The sequence below is a fragment of the Rhizobium terricola genome (assembly GCF_012927355.1).
Lineage (GTDB): Bacteria > Pseudomonadota > Alphaproteobacteria > Rhizobiales > Rhizobiaceae > Allorhizobium > Allorhizobium terricola.
Genome location: NZ_JABBGK010000001.1, coordinates 213,279 through 231,734 on the forward strand (window position 1 = coordinate 213,279; position 18,456 = coordinate 231,734).

An 18,456-nucleotide genomic window follows, 5' to 3' on the forward strand; every position below is an offset into this window, starting at 1 on the left:
GGCACAGGAGACTCTCTGATGAAGATTGCAGTCATGGGCGGAGACGGGTTCGTCGGCTGGCCGACGTCCCTCCATCTTTCGGACGCCGGTCACGACGTTCATATTCTCGACAACCTGTCGCGGCGCTGGATCGACACCGAACTCGGCGTCCAGTCGCTGACGCCGATGGACTCGATCCAGGAGCGCACCCGCATCTGGCACGCCGAGACCGGGAGGCGCATCCATTTCCATTTGATCGACCTTGCACGGGACTACGAGCTTCTCAAGAACTGGCTGGCGGAAGAACGTCCCGACGCCATCATCCATTTCGCCGAACAGCGTGCCGCGCCCTATTCGATGAAGAGCGACCGGCACAAGAACTACACCGTCAACAACAATGTGAGCGCCACGCACAATCTGCTCAATGCGCTGACCGAGCTCAATCTCGATTCGCACCTCGTGCATCTGGGCACCATGGGCGTCTATGGCTATTCGACGGTCGGTGCGGCGATCCCCGAAGGATACCTGCCGGTCGGCATCGAGACCACCACGGGCGACACCGTCTCGCAGGAAATCCTCTATCCGTCCAATCCCGGCTCGATCTACCACATGACCAAGTGCCTGGATCAGCTGCTGTTCCAGTTTTATGCCAAGAACGACGGTCTCAGGATCACCGACCTGCACCAGGGCATCGTCTGGGGGACGCATACCGAACAGACGCGCCGGCATCCGCAGCTCGTCAACCGCTTCGACTATGACGGCGACTACGGCACGGTGCTCAACCGCTTCCTGATCCAGGCGGCAATCGGTTATCCGCTCACGGTTCATGGGACAGGCGGGCAGACCCGTGCCTTCATCCATATCCAGGATTCGGTGCGCTGCATCGAGATCGCGCTCAACAACCCGCCGGCGCGCGGCGCGCGGGTCGAGATCTTCAACCAGATGACCGAGACACATCGGGTGCGTGACCTGGCCGAAATGATCTCCAAGATGACCGGCGCCGAGATCGCCTGGCTGCCCAATCCGCGCAAGGAAGCCCCGGAAAACGACCTGATCGTCAAGAACGAGAAGTTCTTGGGCCTCGGGCTCGAGCCGACGACGCTGAAGGGCGGTCTTCTCGAGGAAATCGTCGACGTGGCGAAGAAGTTCGCCTATCGCGTCGATCGTTCGCGTGTACCGGCGGTCTCGGCATGGACCAAGGATATAGCCCGGACGATCAATCGCGACCCGGAAGGCAAGAAGCTGAAATCCGTGTCATGATGATGGGGAGCGAGATGCTTCGCGGGATCGCCCCCCTGACGACGGCGACGTCCCGCCACGCCTTCGTGACCCTGGTCACCAACGGCGACTATGCCATGGGCGCAACGGCGCTCGCCCGTTCGATCCGGTTGACCGGCAGCAGTGCGGATATCGTGGTGCTGTTCACGGGCGGTGTGGACGTCGATGCACTCGCGCCGCTGAAGGCGTTCGGCTGCCGCCTTGTGGAGGTCGAGCATCTGCCGCTCTCGGAGGGGTTCAACCAGCGCCACGCCCGCGGCAACCTGCATGCGAATGCGCCTTTCACCAAGGGGCGCAAACCCGCCTTTCACTCGCCGCTCGACAATTTCTGCAAGCTCCGGCTCTGGCAGCTCATCGACTATTCCAGTTGCGTGTTCATCGATGCTGATGCGCTGGTGCTTCGGAACGTCGACAAGCTGTTCGACTATCCGGAATTCTCGGCCGCGCCGAATGTCTATGAGAGCCTTGCCGATTTCCACCGGCTGAATTCCGGCGTCTTCGTCGCCAGGCCGTCGCTTGCGACCTTTCAGGCCATGCTAAAGCGGCTGGACGAGCCGGAGGTGTTCTGGCGCCGGACCGACCAGACCTTCCTCGAACACTTCTTTCCCGACTGGCAGGGCCTGCCGGTGTTCATGAACATGCTGCAATATGTCTGGTTCAACCTGCCGGAGCTCTGGGACTGGAAACAGATCGGCGTGCTGCACTACCAGTATGAGAAGCCATGGGAAGCCGACCATCCGCGGGCGGCGCAGCTACGGCCGCTGATCGACCTGTGGCACGCATTCCACACGGGAGACGGCATCCCGGACCTTGCCACACTCGCCAATCCGGTCCGGGCGGAAGCCGCATGAAAGTCCTGGTCTCCGGCGGAACCGGGCTGGTCGGACGGTATGTCGTCGAGGATCTGTTGACAGCGGGATACGCAGTTGTGGTCGGCGGACGCAATCCGCCGCAAGCGGGCCTGTTCTCGCGACCGGTGGAGTTCAGGCCCCTTTCTCTCGATCCTGATCTCGACCAGACCGCTGCCTTCGATGACGCCTATTTCTTCGTGCATGCGGCCTTCGATCATGTGGCCGGCCGATACCGTGGCGGGGAGGGGGATGATCCGGCCCGCTTCCGCCGGCTCAATCTCGACGGGACCGCGCGCCTCTTGGAGACTGCCAAACGTTCGGGCGTCCGTCGCACAGTTTTTCTGTCGAGTCGTGCCGTCTATGACGGGCTTGTCGACGGGTTGCCGCTTGTCGAGACGGCGTCCTTGCGTCCGGACAGCCTCTACGGCGAAATCAAGATGCTTGGCGAGCAGGTGCTCTCCGAGATGTCCGCGCCGGGATTTGTCGGCGCGAGCCTCAGGTTGACGGGCGTCTATGGGGCGCTGCGCCCCAACAAGTGGGACCGCCTTGTCGCGGATTACCTCGCCGGCATTCCGGTGGCGCCGCGTGCGGGGTCCGAGGTCCATGGTCGGGATGTCGGCCAGGCCGCGCGGCTGATGCTCGAAACGGAGACTGCACGGGTGTCCGGCGAAGTCTTCAATGTGTCCGATATGGTCATCGACAGTCATGATCTGCTCGATGTGGTGCGCGCTGCGACCCGATGTCCGCACGCCTTGCCGTCTCCCGCTGACAAAGCGGTGGTTCGCGCGATGGCGACCGACAAGATCAGGGCCCTCGGATGGAAGCCGGGCGGCGAAAGCCTGTTCGAAAGCACCGTTCACTGTCTGGCCGACAGCCTCTGACGTTTGTCACTCAGCCCATCAACTCCGCCTCCGTCCACCCGAACCGTGCCATCTCGGCTGCCCGGGCGGCCGCGTCGTCGCCGACGATGAACTCGTCGAGCTGGGGCGGTGTCACGCTCGTGCCGGCAAGCATGGCGTGAACCTGGCCGCGATGATGGGTCTGGTGCTGGAACAGGTGGCTGAGGATGTCATCGCGCCGGTCCGTCTGGATGCGGCTGCCGCGATGGACGGCGACGGTGCTTGAAAGCTCTTCCGGCTTCAGCGCCTCGCAGAGGGTGAGCAGCCGGCGATCGACGGCCGCCTGCGCCGCATGGAGAGATGCCGCGTCCCCATAGGGTTCCGGGTTTTGCCAGGCCGCGGGGCCGAGCGAGCCGCCTTCAAGGGCGTCCACATAGAACCAGTCGACGATGAGGATGTGGTTGAGGGTTGCCTTGATCGAGGGAAAGAAGCTCGTCCGGCTTTCCTCGAACTCGCCGGGCTGAAGGCGGGCCACCGCGGTGTGCAGACGCAGATTGGCGAGCGCATTGTTGCGCGCGAGTTTGCGGAAGACGCGCGTCGGGTCGTAAGCATCGGTCATCGGCTATCCCTTCTTTCGTCTTGCGCCGGCCGGTCTGCCTGTGTGGTGTGGACCGACGGCATTGCTCTAGCCGATTTCCACGACGACGATCTCGGGCGGAGCACCCAGGCGCACCGGCAGGTTGGACAGCCCGAAACCGGCGGACACGATCAGATGACGATTGTTCTCGGCCACGTGTCCATAGGCATAACGGTTGCCAAAACGCGACGGCACGAGGGGCGAATAACCGAAGATGCGGATCTGTCCGCCATGGGTATGTCCCGAAAGCGTGAGACTCACCCGGTCGGGTACTTCGGCGAAAATATCGGGTTCGTGCGCCATCAGGACGACGGGTGCGTGGTCATCGTCGATCTGGGCGATGGTGGCAGGCAGGTCGTCGAGCCCTGGGATCCAGCCCGAACCGTCCGGCGCGAGGTGTCCCGGCTGAAGCTGGTCGGCGAGGCCGGCCAGCCAGAAGGGCTGCCCGTCCTTTTCGAGGCGGACGGCGAGATTGTCGTAGACGGGGATGCCCACATCGCCGAGCGCCTTGTGCGCGAGCGTCGGGCCGTGTCCCGCCGCCAGCGCCACGGGGTCGTTCAGCCAGTCGTGATTGCCGAGGATCGCGTGGACGCCGAGCGGTGCCTTCAGCCGCATCAGGGCCTCGGCCCAGCGCGCCGGCTCTACATCGCGGGTCTTGAAACGCATGCTGGTCATGTAATCGCCGAGCAGGACAACGATGTCGCCGCCGAGATCGTTTGCCTGGTCGCAGATCGCCGCGATGCGGTTCGCCGGCATCCAGGGTTCGCAGGCATGGAAATCGGCCAGCGCGACGATCCTCAGCCGGAGGCCTTCCGGCCACCCCGCCGGCTTGAGTGCGTAACGCGTGACGCGGGGCAGCGACATGGGCTCGACCCCGACGGCATAGGCGCTTGGTCCGAGGCCACCCGCAAAGAGGCCGGCGAGAAGCTTGAGGAAGCCGCGCCGGCCGATCATTCAGTCCTCCTCGAGGGTGAGCCGGAACTGGGCGGCTTCCAGATCCTTGGGCGGCTGGAGGCCGAGATGCTTCCAGGCGGTCTGCGTCAGCACCCGCCCACGGGGTGTGCGCTGGATGAAACCCTGCTGGATCATGTAGGGCTCGATGATGTCCTCGATCGCGTCGCGCGGCTCGGACAGGCCGGCGGCGATGGTTTCGATGCCCACCGGCCCGCCGCCGAAGTTGACGGCGATCATGTTGAGGTAGCGCTTGTCGAGCTGGTCGAGGCCCATGTTGTCGACAAGGAGACGGGTCAGCGCCTCGTCGGCGATCTCGTGGGTGACGGCTTCGGCGCGGGCGACTTCCGCGAAGTCCCGGACGCGACGCAGGAGGCGGCCGGCGATGCGAGGCGTGCCGCGCGCCCGGCGGGCGATTTCGCGGGCGCCTTCGTCGGTCATGCCGAGGCCCATCAGCCGGGCGCCGCGGCGCACGATCAGTTCGAGTTCCTCGACGGTGTAGAAGTTGAGGCGCACCGGAATGCCGAAACGGTCGCGCAACGGCGTGGTCAGCAAGCCGAGACGCGTGGTCGCGGCGACCAGGGTGAACTTCGAGAGGTCGATCTTGACCGAGCGGGCGGCCGGGCCTTCGCCGATGATGAGGTCGAGCTGGAAATCCTCCATCGCCGGATAGAGGATTTCCTCGACCGCGGGGTTGAGCCGGTGGATTTCGTCGATGAAGAGCACGTCGCGCTCTTCCAGATTTGTCAGAAGGGCGGCGAGATCGCCGGCCTTGGCGATGACCGGTCCGGACGTGGAGCGGAAATTCACCCCGAGTTCCTTGGCCATGATCTGGGCGAGCGTCGTCTTGCCGAGGCCGGGCGGGCCGACGAACAGCACGTGGTCGAGCGCATCGCCGCGGTTCTTGGCCGCTTCGATGAAGATCTTCAGATTGGCGCGCGCTTCCGCCTGGCCGGTGAATTCGTCGAGCGACTGCGGACGGAGCGTCGCGTCGAGATCCTCGCCACGCTTTTCAGGGGACAGGACGGGATTGGGAGTAATCATGCGAGCAGTTCCATGCCGGGTACGCGGGAGGCGGCGCGTTTGTCAAAGGTCAGGGTAGTTGGAGCTCCTGGGCGCTTCGCAGCCCATGCGATCAGGTGGTCCGCTAGGTCGGCCAGGGGCTGGCCGGTGCTCAGCAGGGCGTCGAGCTCTTCAGTATATTCGATGACGAGGCCGTCCGCCGCCAGGAGATTCTGAAAAAGCTCTGCTACGGTGGACATCGGGTATTGCAGCCTGTTGTGCAGGATCCAGACGGTTTCTGCGATGACGATCGCACTGATATATGCCGGTTCCTCGGCCGTTCTCGCCGAAAGAAACGTGCGCGCCAAGGCGTTCTGGGCGGGGTCGTCATCGACGAGAAACCGCACCAGAACATTGGTGTCGATGCCGATCACCGCTCAGCCTCCGACCATTCGCGCCTGATGCGTTGGTCATCCTCGGACACGTGTTGCGCTATAGCTTCGTCCATTTCCTCGACGGTGAGGCTGATACCGACAGGCGGGTTGCCCAGGATTCCGGCGAATTCCGACAGCTTTCTGTTCTTCGGGATTGCCACGACCTGACCGTTGCGCGCCGACACATAGAAGCGTGTTCCGGGTTCGAGTTTCAACGCTTCACGCACTTCACTCGGGATCGTAATCTGACCCTTGGAGGTCATAACGGTAAAGGCACCCATGTCTTACCTCCTCAAGGAATTCTTACGAGAAGCATATCAGCATTTCGTTTGCGCACCAATTCCTACCGCGACAGTTCCTTCAACCCCAGACGGATCAGCTTGGCGCTGTCTGCGCCTTCGCCGCCGTTCTTCAGGGCGGCGGCGATGGCATTGGCGGCCTGCTCGCGCGAATAGCCGAGATTGGTGAGCGCGGAGACGGCATCGGCGACTGGGGCGGGCGCCACGCCTTCGCCGAGTTCCTGCTTGAGGCCGATATTGGCGCCTGCCTCTCCGGCAAAGGCCGGGGCCTTGTTCTTCAGTTCGGTGATGATGCGTACCGCAACCTTGGGGCCGACACCGGGTGCGCGCGAAACCGCCGTCTTGTCCTGCAGGGCGATCGCGTTGGCGAGCTCGGACGGCGTGAGCGTCGAGAGGAGGGCAAGCGCCACCTTGGCGCCGACGCCCTGCACGCTCTGCAGAATGTTGAACCACTCGCGCTCGAGCGCCGTCATGAAGCCGAAGAGCTTCAGCTGGTCCTCGCGGACATAGGTCTCGATGAACAGGACCGCGGCCTCGCCGGGCGAGCCGAGGCGCGACAGCGTGCGGGCGGAGCAGAAGGCGACGTAGCACACGCCATGCACATCGATCAGCGCGTAGTCGTCGCCGATTTCGTCAATGGTGCCTTTGAGCTTGCCGATCATGAGGTGCGTCCGTCAGGGATGGGTTTCGGGGGAGATGAGTGGAACCATCGGGAAATAGGTGCCATAGCCTTTGGTGTCCCGGGTGAGAATCGAGTAGCCGCGAATTGCCGCATGGGCGCCGATCAGAAAGTCGGGCAGGACGCGCTCCCGTTTTCCACCGCCGGCGCGATAGCGCTTGAACGCCACCCCGGCTGCGAAGGCTGCCGTCCATGGCAGGCTTTCCCGATGGAAATCCGCTCGCGGCAGCAGTCTGTCGACCGTTTCAAGATCATCATAGCGGACCGAGAATTCGGCGTAGATGACCGGATTGATGACGAGCGGCTGGGTTTGGGCCAAGCGCAGCAGCGTGTTGCGAGACCATTGAAGCCAGACCGGATCGCGAACGGCCAGATCCACGAGCACGTTGGTATCGACGAGCGTCGTCATGGATCAGCGGTCCCGGGTCATGGCCATGAGGGCGTCCGCGTCGATTGCCTGGTCACCGGTGTCTTCCAGAGCGTCGAGCGAGTGCAGGAAGGCCTGCAGGCGTTCGCGTTCGACACTTTCACGTACCTCCTTCTTAGGAGATACGATCAGCCTGCCATCCTCGATCGTGAAGACGACTTCGCTATTCGGGGTGATGCCGACAAGCTCCCGCAGATCGCGCGGGATGGTGACCTGTCCCTTGGATGTGACGCGCATTGCCCTGCTCCTTCGTTGAGTAAGAAAATATCTTACCGAGGGAACAAGTCAAGAACAAATCAAGCGGAGGCCAGCACCTTGCGCAGGCGGTCGCCGCCGCGGTTGTGCGCGTGGCAGATAGCGATCGCCAGCGCGTCGGCGGCGTCATTGCCCTTGAACTCGGCCTTGGGCATCAGGATCTTCAGCATCATATGGATCTGCTGCTTCTCGCCGTGGCCGACGCCGATCACCGATTTCTTCACGGCGTTCGGGGCGTATTCGGCGACCGGCAGGCCGGCGCGGGCCGGCACCAGCATGGCGATGCCGCGCGCCTGACCAAGCTTAAGCGTGGCGACAGCGTCCTTGTTGACGAAGGTCTGCTCGACCGCGGCCTCGTGCGGCTGGTAGGCGTGCACCACCTCGGCGAGGCCGTCATGCAGCTGGCACAGACGGGAGGCAAGATCCATGTCGCCGTCGGAGGTAACCGTGCCGGAGGCGACGAAGCGCAGGGAGTTGCCGAGCGTCTCGATGACGCCCCAGCCGCAGCGCCGCAGGCCCGGGTCAATGCCGATAATTCGAATCGTGTCACGCATGATCTCACCCTAGCCGGACATGCCCCCGGTCTGCCAGCGAAAAGTGAACAAAACAAAAACATGAGATCAAGAAGCGCGAAACCTCCGTTCAAAAACTTTGTGGTGACGATCCGGCCAAATCGTCATTTTCGGTCTGGTATCGGCACGCCGGCTGTCTACATATGGACAAGACGTTTGATGCAGCATGGACCACCGCGATGATACCCTTTTCCATCCTCGACCTTTCTCCCATCGCGGAGGGACACACTGTTTCCGAAGCCCTCGATGCGTCCCGCCGGATGGCGATCAAGGCGGAGGAATGCGGATACGAGCGTTTCTGGCTCGCCGAGCATCACGGAATGCCGGGCATCGCCAGCGCGGCGACGTCGCTGGTGATCGGCCATGTGGGGGCTGCGACCAGCCGCATCCGCGTCGGTTCGGGCGGCATCATGCTACCCAACCACTCGCCGCTGGTGATCGCCGAACAGTTCGGCACGCTGGAGGCGCTGTTTCCGGGCCGGGTGGATCTCGGCCTCGGCCGTGCGCCGGGTACCGACATGCGCACGGCCCGCGCGTTGCGTCGCAATCTCGAGGCCGGGGCCGAGAGCTTTCCGCATGACATCATCGAACTGCAGCGCCTGCTTGGCGATCCCGGCGAGGACCAGGCCCTGCTTGCGGTTCCCGGCATGCGCAGCCATGTGCCGATCTGGCTGCTCGGCTCCAGTCTCTACAGCGCCCATCTCGCGGCGGCACTTGGTCTGCCTTACGCGTTTGCTTCACATTTTGCCCCGGATGCGCTCCTTGAGGCGATCTCCATCTATCGCGAACGTTTCCAGCCCTCCGCAGAGCTCGACAAGCCCTATGTCATGGTAGGGGTGATGGGCGTGGCGGCAGAGACGGATGCGGAGGCGCGCTATCTCTTCACCTCATCGCAGCAGCAGTTCGTCAATTTGCGCCGGAACGTACGGCGCCCGTTTCCGCGCCCCGTCGACAGCATGGACGGCATCTGGACGGAGATCGAGCGCTACGGTGTCGAACACACGCTGCAATATGCGATGGTTGGTTCGTCGGCGAAGATCGGGGAGCAGCTTTCCGATTTCCTGCGCGTCACAGGCGCCGACGAACTCATCGTCTCGATGCCGATCCACGACCTCCAGGCGCGTTTGCGGTCCGTCGAGATTTTTGCTGCGGTGCGCGCGCAGATGGCATGACGGCGCAGTATTCGCGTTTTTTACCTGTGGTGATCAGAAATCGCCGCACGTCTTAACTGCCGCTTAAAAAAGAATCCCGACTTTAGGTAGTGATGGGCGAGGAGGGCACTCCTCTGCCCTCTATCGCATTGCCAATGACAAGAGCGCGCAAAGTGGGGCGCGGAAAACGGGAACCATGATGTATAGTCGTTTCAACTCCCTGTCCTCCAAGGTTATCGGGATCTTCCTGCTGCTGACGGTCCTGTCGGTCGGGCTTCTCAACGTGCTCGCCTATTCGACGTCCAGCGCTGTGTTCGAGGATCAGGCCTATCAATCGATGAGCACCACGCTCACCTTCCGTGGCGACATCCTGAACGAACAGCTCGCGCAGCTCGAGAACCAGGCGACCTCGATCGCCAAGATCGAGAGCCTGCAGCAGGCGATCAGCTCGATGAAGAGCGGCTGGAACACGATCGTGAAGAATTCGGGCGACGCTCGGAAGGAACTGCGCGACGTCTTCATCACCAAGAACCCCAACCCGAACGAACTTGAGAAGCTGTTGAAGCCGGAAGGGCCGAGCGGCTTCTACTATTCGAGCCATGAAACCGTTCAGGGGCAGGTTGCCGGCTTCCTCAAGGACACGCAGTTCCGCGATCTGCTGATCGTCGATCAGACCGGCAATGTCATCTATTCCTACAAGAAGGGTGCGACCTTCGGTGAGAATGTCGCGGCCGGTCCGCTGGCCGAAACCGGTCTCGGTCGTGCCTTTGCCCGCAGTGTCGAAGAGGCGGGCAAGGCGGTCGAAGACGTGGCTCCAACGCGCTTCTCGGGCTTGCGCGCCGGCAGCGATCCCGCGTCCCCCGACATCTACTTCGCCGTGCCGGTCGTCAAGTTCGGTGCGTTCAAGGGGGCCTTCCTGTTCCAGCTCAAGGACAGTGCCGTCGCCAACATCCTGTCGAAGGGCATCGCCAAGGGCAGCGGCGAGCAGGTCGCAATCCTTTCACAGGACGGCTCCGGCATCAGCCTTTCTGCGGACGGAAAGCTGACGGACATCTCGGCTGCTCCCTTCGGCTTTGCTGCGGACGCCATTAATGGCACGGATGTGGTCATGACGGATTTCGACCGCGCTGACGGCACCGCAAAGGCCTATGGGCGACCGGTTTCGTACGGGGGCGAGAAGTATCTCGTCGTCGAGAGCCTGACCCATGCCGAACTGGGCGCCGGCTCATGGCATATCGCCTCGACGCTTGCCATCACGGCGCTGGTCGTGCTTACGGTCATGGCTATTGCGACCGGCTACCTGACGGGGCGTCTCTTTGCACCGCTCGCACGGCTTGCCACTGTGACCGGCGACGTGGCCAACGGCAAGCTGGACACGCCCGTGGCCAACCAGGAGCGCCGCGACGAGATCGGGACGATGGCGAAATCGCTGGAGCGCTTCCGTCTCGGCCTGATCGAACAGAAGGATCTCGAAGCCGAAACGCGCAGCGAGCGCGAGCGCGCCGATGTCGAGCGTCGCCAGCGCATGTCCGAGCGGGAGGCCGAGGCGCAGAGCCTGCAGCAGGTGGTCTCGGCACTCGACGAGGGTCTCGAACGGCTCGCCCGCGGGGATCTCGCTTTCAATATCCGCCAGCCTTTCCCGGCAGAACTCGAAACGCTGCGCCAGAACTTCAACAAGGCACTTTTGACGCTCGGCAATACCCTGTCGGGTATCGGCGGCAACTCCGTCGCGGTGCGTGAAGGGGCGGAAGAAATGCGTTCCGGTGCCGACCAGCTCGCCGAGCGGACCGAGCGCCAGGCGGCAGCCCTCACCGAGACGGCCAGCGCGATCAAGGCCATCACGGACGGCGTTCGGACCCAGATCGCCCGTGCCGAGGATGCCGAAAAGATCGCCCGCAATGCCAAGAACGACACCGAACAGTCGGGTCACATCATGCGCGAGACGATCGCCGCGATGGAAGCCATCCAGGGGTCGTCGCAGGAGATCAACCAGATCATCGGCGTGATCGACGAGATCGCCTTCCAGACCAATCTTCTGGCGCTCAATGCCGGTGTCGAAGCGGCCCGTGCGGGTGAAAGCGGCAAGGGCTTTGCCGTGGTCGCCCAGGAAGTGCGCGAACTCGCCCAGCGTTCGGCAGCGGCCGCCAAGCAGATCGCCGGTCTTCTCGCCAAATCGACCACCGAGGTCGAACATGGCGTGACGCTGGTCGAAAAGGCTGGTGCCGCCCTCCAGGGAATCGGCTCGCATGTGCTGGCGATCAACGGTCGGATCAGCGAAATCATGACCTCGACCCGCGACGAGGCCCAGACGCTTTCCGAGATCAACGGTTCGGTCAACCAGCTCGACGCGATGACCCAGCAGAACGCGGCCATGGTGGAAGAGACGACGGCGGCGATCCATCGTCTCGCCCAGGAGGCGACCGAAATGGACCAGCGCCTCGGCCAGTTCTCGCTCGGTGGCGCGTCTGCGACCTTCGCCGCAGGGCAGGGGGCGGTCGACTTGCGACGCGCAGGCTGACGTCAACCGCCTCAAGCGGTCATATTGTCGATCGAGGGCCGGCGTGCGGACTGCACGCCGGCCCTTTTCGTCGGTCGATGGTCATACAGAGAATCGGCCACGCAAGTAAGATTTCCCGCGATGACTGAACCGTCGCGCGCAGGGTGAGCAACTCGTCCGTCGTTTGTGGAATTCGTCCCGCAAAACAAGGTAAACAGACGTAGTTAAGCGCGGCTTAACCTTTCTCCTTCATTATCCATGCCGATAGGAACATCGGCCGCGTCCGGCCCGTGCATCAACGATGGATTTTTGGAGTATCTTGCCATGAAGACGAGCCTTATCGCCGTGGCTGCCGTCCTGCTCGCCGGCACAGCAGCCTATTCTGCAGACATGTACCAGCCTGAGCCCGCACCGATCGAAGCGCCCGAAGTCGAAGTCGCAGAAGCCTCCGGCTGGTACCTGCGCGGCGACGCTGGCTATTCCTTCAACAAACTGCGCGGCGCCGAGTTCTTCCAGGGCTCCAATGCCGACCTCGTGGACTTCGACGACGCTGACCTGAAGAACAGCTTCACGCTCGGCGCCGGTGTCGGCTACCAGGTCAACAACTACCTGCGCACCGACCTGACCTTCGACTACATGTTCAAGTCGGATTTCGATGGTTCGACCTCCGGTTCGTGCGGTGTCTCCACGGCTTGTACGTCGTCCGACGTTGCTGCCATGCGCGCCTACACCCTGATGGCGAACGCTTATGTCGACATCGGTAGCTACGGCATGGTCACGCCTTATGTCGGCGCCGGCATCGGCGGCTCGTACGTAAAGTGGGACAACCTGCGCAACACCTCCTGCGCCGACGACGGCAGCGGTTGCGACCCGACCGTCGAACACGGCGGTGACGGCAGCTGGCGTTTCGCGTATCAGTTGATGGCCGGTGCGTCGATCGACGTGACCTGCAACGTCAAGGCCGACGTCGGCTATCGCTTCCGCCACACGCTCGGCGGCGACATGTTCGGCTACAACTCGAACGGCGGCCCGGGCTATGACAAGGGCTTCTACAGCCACGAAGCCCATGTCGGCGCACGCTACCTGTTCGGCGGTTGCGCCCAGCCGGTCGCCGCTTACGAGCCTCCGCCGCAGCCGCTCGTCTACAAATAATACTGTCCCGGATCGCAATGGAAGCCGCCCCATCAACGGGCGGCTTTTTCGCGTTATGGGTGTATTTCACGGCGGGCTTGGAATTCCGTGCGCGTCAAAAGATTTTCTGCCAGCGACATTTGATTTCTCTTGACGGCGGATTTGGACAGGCGTAGTTCCAGCGGCGGGACACCTCTCCCCAACGAGAGGCTAATTACCTGGAAGGGTATCTATATGGCTGATATCGTCGCCCCCGCCGCGCGTCCGGCAAATGCTCACTTTTCTTCTGGCCCTTGCTCGAAGCGCCCCGGTTGGTCGCTCGACGCTCTTGCCGATGCCCCGCTCGGTCGCTCGCACCGCGCCAAGGTTGGCAAGGCCAAGCTCAAGCAGGCCATCGACCTCACCCGCGAAATTCTGAACGTCCCGGCGGATTACCGCATCGGCATCGTTCCGGCTTCCGACACTGGCGCCGTTGAAATGGCCATGTGGTCGCTGCTCGGCGAGCGCGGCATCGACATGCTCGCCTGGGAAAGCTTCGGCGCCGGCTGGGTCACCGACGTCGTCAAGCAGCTCAAGCTCAAGGACGTCCGCAAGTTCGAAGCGCCTTACGGCGAACTTCCGGATCTGGCCCAGGTCGATTTCGACCGTGACGTCGTCTTCACCTGGAACGGCACCACCTCGGGAGTCCGCGTTCCCAACGCCGACTTCATCCCGGCGGACCGCAAGGGCCTGACGATCTGCGACGCCACCTCGGCGGCGTTCGCGCAGGACATGGACTTTTCCAAGCTCGACGTCGTCACCTTCTCCTGGCAGAAAGTGCTGGGCGGCGAGGGCGGCCATGGCATGCTGATCCTTTCCCCGCGCGCCGTCGAGCGCCTGGAGAGCTACGTTCCGGCCTGGCCGCTGCCGAAGATCTTCCGCATGACCAAGGGCGGCAAGCTGATCGAAGGTATTTTCACCGGCGAAACCATCAACACCCCGTCGATGCTCTGCGTCGAGGACTATATCGACGCGCTGCTCTGGGCCAAGTCGATCGGCGGCCTTACCGGCCTGATGGCGCGGGCCGATGCCAATGCCAAGGTGATCTTCGACTTCGTCGCGAAGAACGACTGGATCGCCAACCTGGCCAAGGTCGAGGCGACCCGTTCGAACACGTCGGTTTGCCTGACGATCGTCGACCCGGCCGTGCTCGCCCTCGATGCGGATGCGCAGGCCGCCTTCGCCAAGGGCATGGTCAACGCGCTCGACAAGGAAGGCATCGCCTTCGACATCGGCGCCTATCGCGATGCCCCGTCGGGCCTGCGCATCTGGGCCGGCGCGACGATCGAGACGGCCGACATGGAAGCCCTGATGCCGTGGCTGACCTACGCGTTCGAGAAGCAGAAGGCGTCTCTCGCCAAGGCCGCGGCCTGACAGCGAATTCCGGCTCCGCCGGCCTTCGGCGGAGCCCCATGCATTCCCATCATTCTCATTGAAACGAACTCTTTGAAGGAGGCCTCGTCATGGCACCTCGCGTTCTCGTATCCGACGAACTGTCGGAAACCGCCGTCCAGATTTTTCGCGATCGCGGCGTTGAAGTTGATTTCCAGCCGAAGCTCGGCAAGGACAAGGAAAAGCTAGCCGAGATCATCGGCAACTATGATGGTCTCGCCATCCGCTCGGCGACCAAGGCAACCGAAAAGCTGATCGCCGCCGCGACCAATCTCAAGGTCATCGGCCGCGCCGGCATCGGCGTCGACAATGTCGACATTCCGGCCGCCTCCAAGCGTGGTATCATCGTGATGAACACGCCGTTCGGCAACTCGATCACCACCGCCGAGCACGCCATCGCCCTGATGTTCGCCGTTGCCCGCCAGATCCCGGCTGCCGATGCCTCGACCCAGGCCGGCAAGTGGGAGAAGTCGAAGTTCATGGGTGTCGAGATCACCGGCAAGACGCTGGGCGTCATCGGCGCCGGCAATATCGGCTCGATCGTCTGCGCCCGCGCCCTCGGCCTCAAGATGCACGTCCTTGCCTTTGACCCGTTCCTGTCGAAGGAGCGCGCCGAGGAAATGGGCGTCACGAAGGTCGAGCTCGACGAACTGCTCGCCAAGGCCGACTTCATCACGCTTCACGTGCCGATGACCGACAAGACCCGCGGCATCCTCAGCAGGGAAGCGCTCGCCAAGACGAAGCCGGGCGTACGCATCATCAACTGCGCCCGCGGTGGCCTCGTCGACGAGGCAGCCCTTGCCGATGCGATCAAGTCCGGTCATGTCGCCGGTGCCGGCTTCGACGTGTTCGAAGTCGAGCCGGCGACCGAAAGCCCGCTCTTCGGCCTGCCGAACGTCGTCTGCACCCCGCATCTCGGCGCGTCGACCACGGAAGCCCAGGAAAACGTCGCGCTGCAGGTTGCCGAGCAGATGTCGGACTACCTGATCAAGGGTGCCGTCTCGAACGCCATAAACATGCCGTCGATCACGGCTGAAGAAGCGCCGATCCTGAAGCCGTTCATCAAGCTTGCCGACGTGCTCGGCGCCTTCGTGGGCCAGGTCACGGAAAGCGCGATCAAGGAAATCGAGATCCTCTATGACGGCCAGACCGCGACGATGAACACCAAGGCGCTGACATCGGCGCTGCTCGCCGGCCTGATCCGCCCGCAGGTCTCCGACGTCAACATGGTTTCGGCACCCGTGATGATCAAGGAAAAGGGGATCGTGCTGTCGGAAGTCAAGCGCGACAAGACCGGCGTCTATGACGGCTACATCAAGCTGACGGTCACGACGGAGAACCAGACGCGTTCGATCGCCGGTACCGTCTTCTCCGACGGCAAGCCGCGCTTCATCCAGATCAAGGGCATCAACATGGATGCCGACGTCGGTCAGAACATGATCTACATCTCGAACACCGACGTTCCGGGCATGATCGGCTTCATGGGCACCACCCTCGGCGAAGGTGGCGTCAACATCGCGAACTTCCAGCTCGGCCGTGACAAGCAGGGTGGCGACGCGATCGCGCTCCTCTATGTCGACGAGCCGATCAAGCAGGAAGTTCTCGACAAGCTGATCGCCCATTCGGCGATCCGCCACGCGAAGCCGCTGGTCTTCGCCGTCGACTAAGCAACCACTCTCCTCCCGAGAGAAGACTGAAAAGACCCGGCGAAGGCATCTTCGCCGGGTCTTTTGCATGCAGCACCACCCGACGGATGGGCTGCGATTGATCAGTTTGCCAGGCCGATCTGCTTCATGAAGTTCTGGTTGTCCCAGAACAGGTATTCCTCATCCATGACGCCGTCCTTGGTCCAGTGGCCGAGCGTCGACATGCCGAGCTGGAAGGGCTTGCCGGTCGGCTCGATGAACTTGCCGTTGCCGATCGGCATGGGCTTGGTGAAGGTGCCCTCGAGGTAACCGATGACTCCCGTCCATTCGCCGGAGCCGAACTTGACCGGATGCTGCTCGATGCGGGTGTCGGGCGCGAAGACGAACATCGGCTTCAGGGCTTCGATGTGGTCGTGGAGGCCCTTGGTGGTCGAACCGTCGGGATAGTGCACCAGGATGTCCTTGGCATGGCTCTCGCCCAGGCGGTCCCACTTCTGGTGCGTATAGACGTCGAAGTCGAGGGTGTCGAAGGTCTCGAGGTTCTTCGCGACCGTCGCTTCGTTCTGCTGGTACTTGGCGAGTTCTTCCATCAAGGCGGGGACGGCCTTGGCGGCATCCTCTGCCTGTGCGGAGGCGACGCCGGCGAAAAGAGCGGTGCCGGCAAGGGCGATGGCGATCAGGTTTTTCATTTCAATGTCTCCTTGGCGTTTGGGATTTGGGAGGGTCGTGATCAGGCCGAAAACGGGAGCCAGGCCGGGGCAATCGCGGTGCCGAGGCCGGCGCCGTAGCCGAGGTAGATGTTGAGGCCGGCGAGCGGCTCGAGGTAACGGGCATTCTTCAGCGGGCCGGCATCGACGACTGCAAAGCCGATCGAACGGGCAAGGTCGCCGACTATCTGCTTGGCGGCAGCGTCGTCCGAAGCGAGGAAGACCGGGACCTTATCGTCGCCGAGGCGCGGACCGGCGGCCAGCAGCGGGGCGAAGAGGGTGTTGAAGCCCTTGACCAGCGTCACACCAGGAACGGCGGCGGCGATCTGTTCGGCCGCCGAGGTCGAGTGACCGATGGTCAGGCCCATGTAATCGGCGGTCAGCGGATTGGTGACGTCGACGACGATCTTGCCGGAGAGGTCGCCGAGCGACTTCAGGGCATCCGCGGCGGTGTCGAAACCGGTCGCCAGGATGATGACGTCGGCGACCGCCGCACTGGCGGCATTGCCGATGCCGGCGCCGCTTGCAGCGGCGAGTGCCGCGGCCTTGGCGGCATCGCGGCCGCTGACGGTGACGGAATGGCCGGCCTTGACCAGCTGGTTTGCGAAGCCGGAACCCATGTTGCCGGTGCCGATGATGGATACTTTCATGATCTTGTCCTCGTTGGTGGTTTCAATCTCGCCGGCCGCTTCGGCATCAGCGTTGGATTGATACGTATTCCGCTATCTCGACTTGAAAAATGGCCCAACATGAAAGAGATTATTGCGTGTTTCGTAACAATCGGGTGAGATATGGACATCGTCAGGGCCATGCAGGTGTTCAACGCGCTGGTCGATGGCGGAAGCTTCGTTGCAGCGGCGGAGCGGCTCGACACGTCGACGGCTGCGGTTTCCCGCCAGATCGCGGCGCTGGAGGAGCATCTCGGCGCCCGACTGCTTAACCGCACCACGCGACGAACCTCGTTGACCGAGGCCGGGCTGGCCTTTCACGAAAGGTCGGGGCAGATCCTCGCCGACATCGAGGAGGCGGAGGCGATCGCGGGCGAGCATGCCGTCAATCCGTCGGGGCTGCTGCGCATCAGCGCGCCGCTGTCCTTCGGGGTTCGGGCGCTTGGCACGGTTCTCCCGGAATTCCGGAGGCGCCATCCTGATCTGCGGCTCGATGTCGATCTCACCGACCGGGTGGTGGATCTGGCCCATGATGGGATCGACGTGGCGATCCGCATTGCCCAGCAGCCAAGCCCTAACCTGATCGCCCGGCGGATCGCGCCGGTGCGTATGCTGGTCTGCGCTTCTCCGGCCTATTTCCGGACGCATGGGGTCCCGCAACGGCCGGGCGATCTCGCCGGCCATTCGGCGCTCAGCTATTCCTACCTGTCGTCAGGCGACAACTGGGCCTTCAAGAATGGCGCGGGCCAGGAGGAGGTCGTGAGGATGCAGCCCTGCGTGCATGCCAACAATGGCGACCTGCTCCGGCTTCTGGCGCTTTCGGATGGCGGGATCATCGTTCAGCCGGCCTTCATCGTCGCCGAGGACATTGCCGCCGGCAGGCTCCAGCAGATCCTGCCGGACTGGACGCTCGGCACCTTCAACCTCTACGCCGTCTATCTCAGCCGGCGGTTTCTCTCGGCCAAGGTGCGGGTGTTCATCGATTTCCTGGCGGCGGAAATCGGCAAGGCGGAGATCTGAGC

Annotated in this window: 20 protein-coding genes; 9 read left to right on the top strand and 11 right to left on the bottom strand. The window is 63.1% G+C overall.

The genetic code is table 11. The features are described 5' to 3' along the window. The first annotated feature begins 18 nt into the window (after window positions 1-18). The 3 genes from HHL25_RS00930 to HHL25_RS00940 are packed head-to-tail and all read left to right on the top strand — an operon-like array spanning window position 19 to window position 2,989. Entirely contained in the window at window positions 19-1,239 is a 1,221-nt protein-coding gene (locus HHL25_RS00930) for an NAD-dependent epimerase/dehydratase family protein (protein WP_169586365.1), read from the top strand. After that, on the top strand, window positions 1,236-2,108 hold the full coding sequence (locus HHL25_RS00935; RefSeq protein ID WP_169586367.1) for a glycosyltransferase: 873 nt from the start codon (window positions 1,236-1,238) through the stop codon (window positions 2,106-2,108). Before HHL25_RS00930 ends, HHL25_RS00935 begins: the two co-directional genes overlap by 4 nt. Then, window positions 2,105-2,989 (top strand): NAD-dependent epimerase/dehydratase family protein, encoded by an 885-nt coding sequence (locus HHL25_RS00940; protein ID WP_169586369.1) that lies wholly within the window; start codon window positions 2,105-2,107, stop codon window positions 2,987-2,989. Before HHL25_RS00935 ends, HHL25_RS00940 begins: the two co-directional genes overlap by 4 nt. A 10-nt stretch (window positions 2,990-2,999) precedes the next feature. Here HHL25_RS00940 and HHL25_RS00945 read toward each other — a convergent pair whose 3' ends face one another. From HHL25_RS00945 to ruvC, 9 genes are all read right to left on the bottom strand, one after another. Continuing rightward, on the bottom strand, window positions 3,000-3,566 hold the full coding sequence (locus tag HHL25_RS00945) for a DinB family protein (RefSeq protein ID WP_169586371.1): 567 nt from the start codon (window positions 3,564-3,566) through the stop codon (window positions 3,000-3,002). Window positions 3,567-3,632: 66 nt separating this feature from the next. Beyond that, window positions 3,633-4,538, bottom strand: coding sequence for a metallophosphoesterase (locus tag HHL25_RS00950; RefSeq protein WP_169586373.1), 906 nt, complete (start codon window positions 4,536-4,538; stop codon window positions 3,633-3,635). After that, a complete protein-coding gene (gene ruvB, locus HHL25_RS00955; protein WP_169586375.1) occupies window positions 4,539-5,579 on the bottom strand; it encodes a Holliday junction branch migration DNA helicase RuvB in 1,041 nt (346 codons plus the stop codon). It abuts the gene before it with no gap. Further along, a complete protein-coding gene (locus tag HHL25_RS00960; protein WP_169586377.1) occupies window positions 5,576-5,971 on the bottom strand; it encodes a PIN domain-containing protein in 396 nt (131 codons plus the stop codon). The genes ruvB and HHL25_RS00960 overlap by 4 nt, the downstream gene beginning before the upstream one ends. Continuing rightward, window positions 5,968-6,252 (bottom strand): AbrB/MazE/SpoVT family DNA-binding domain-containing protein, encoded by a 285-nt coding sequence (locus HHL25_RS00965; protein WP_169586379.1) that lies wholly within the window; start codon window positions 6,250-6,252, stop codon window positions 5,968-5,970. Before HHL25_RS00965 ends, HHL25_RS00960 begins: the two co-directional genes overlap by 4 nt. A 62-nt stretch (window positions 6,253-6,314) precedes the next feature. After that, complete coding sequence (gene ruvA / locus HHL25_RS00970) at window positions 6,315-6,932, bottom strand: Holliday junction branch migration protein RuvA (protein WP_169586381.1); 618 nt, start codon at window positions 6,930-6,932, stop codon at window positions 6,315-6,317. 12 nt (window positions 6,933-6,944) lie between these two features. Next, on the bottom strand, window positions 6,945-7,358 hold the full coding sequence (locus HHL25_RS00975; protein WP_169586383.1) for a type II toxin-antitoxin system VapC family toxin: 414 nt from the start codon (window positions 7,356-7,358) through the stop codon (window positions 6,945-6,947). A gap of 3 nt (window positions 7,359-7,361) precedes the next feature. Then, on the bottom strand, window positions 7,362-7,613 hold the full coding sequence (locus tag HHL25_RS00980; protein ID WP_169586385.1) for an AbrB/MazE/SpoVT family DNA-binding domain-containing protein: 252 nt from the start codon (window positions 7,611-7,613) through the stop codon (window positions 7,362-7,364). A gap of 59 nt (window positions 7,614-7,672) precedes the next feature. Next, a complete protein-coding gene (gene ruvC, locus HHL25_RS00985; RefSeq protein WP_169586387.1) occupies window positions 7,673-8,185 on the bottom strand; it encodes a crossover junction endodeoxyribonuclease RuvC in 513 nt (170 codons plus the stop codon). Between the two features lie 197 nt (window positions 8,186-8,382). On the opposite strand from ruvC, the gene HHL25_RS00990 reads away from it, so the two are divergent. The 5 genes from HHL25_RS00990 (at window position 8,383) to serA (ending at window position 16,080) form a co-directional block, all read left to right on the top strand. Next, entirely contained in the window at window positions 8,383-9,375 is a 993-nt protein-coding gene (locus HHL25_RS00990) for an LLM class flavin-dependent oxidoreductase (RefSeq protein ID WP_169586389.1), read from the top strand. A gap of 178 nt (window positions 9,376-9,553) precedes the next feature. Next, complete coding sequence (locus tag HHL25_RS00995; protein WP_169589502.1) at window positions 9,554-11,872, top strand: methyl-accepting chemotaxis protein; 2,319 nt, start codon at window positions 9,554-9,556, stop codon at window positions 11,870-11,872. 303 nt (window positions 11,873-12,175) lie between these two features. Then, entirely contained in the window at window positions 12,176-13,003 is an 828-nt protein-coding gene (locus HHL25_RS01000; RefSeq protein WP_169586391.1) for an outer membrane protein, read from the top strand. Between the two features lie 213 nt (window positions 13,004-13,216). Next, entirely contained in the window at window positions 13,217-14,395 is a 1,179-nt protein-coding gene (locus tag HHL25_RS01005; RefSeq protein WP_169586393.1) for a phosphoserine transaminase, read from the top strand. Between the two features lie 89 nt (window positions 14,396-14,484). Then, a complete protein-coding gene (serA, locus tag HHL25_RS01010; protein ID WP_169586395.1) occupies window positions 14,485-16,080 on the top strand; it encodes a phosphoglycerate dehydrogenase in 1,596 nt (531 codons plus the stop codon). Window positions 16,081-16,181: 101 nt separating this feature from the next. On the opposite strand, the gene HHL25_RS01015 is transcribed toward serA, so the two are convergent. Beyond that, window positions 16,182-16,748: an ester cyclase gene (locus HHL25_RS01015; protein ID WP_169586397.1), complete on the bottom strand. Its 567-nt coding sequence runs from the start codon at window positions 16,746-16,748 to the stop codon at window positions 16,182-16,184. 41 nt (window positions 16,749-16,789) lie between these two features. Beyond that, on the bottom strand, window positions 16,790-17,416 hold the full coding sequence (locus tag HHL25_RS01020) for an NADPH-dependent F420 reductase (RefSeq protein ID WP_169586399.1): 627 nt from the start codon (window positions 17,414-17,416) through the stop codon (window positions 16,790-16,792). Between the two features lie 141 nt (window positions 17,417-17,557). Here HHL25_RS01020 and HHL25_RS01025 point away from each other — a divergent pair, with 141 nt between their 5' ends. Then, window positions 17,558-18,454: a LysR family transcriptional regulator gene (locus HHL25_RS01025; protein ID WP_169586401.1), complete on the top strand. Its 897-nt coding sequence runs from the start codon at window positions 17,558-17,560 to the stop codon at window positions 18,452-18,454. Window positions 18,455-18,456 lie beyond the last annotated feature (2 nt).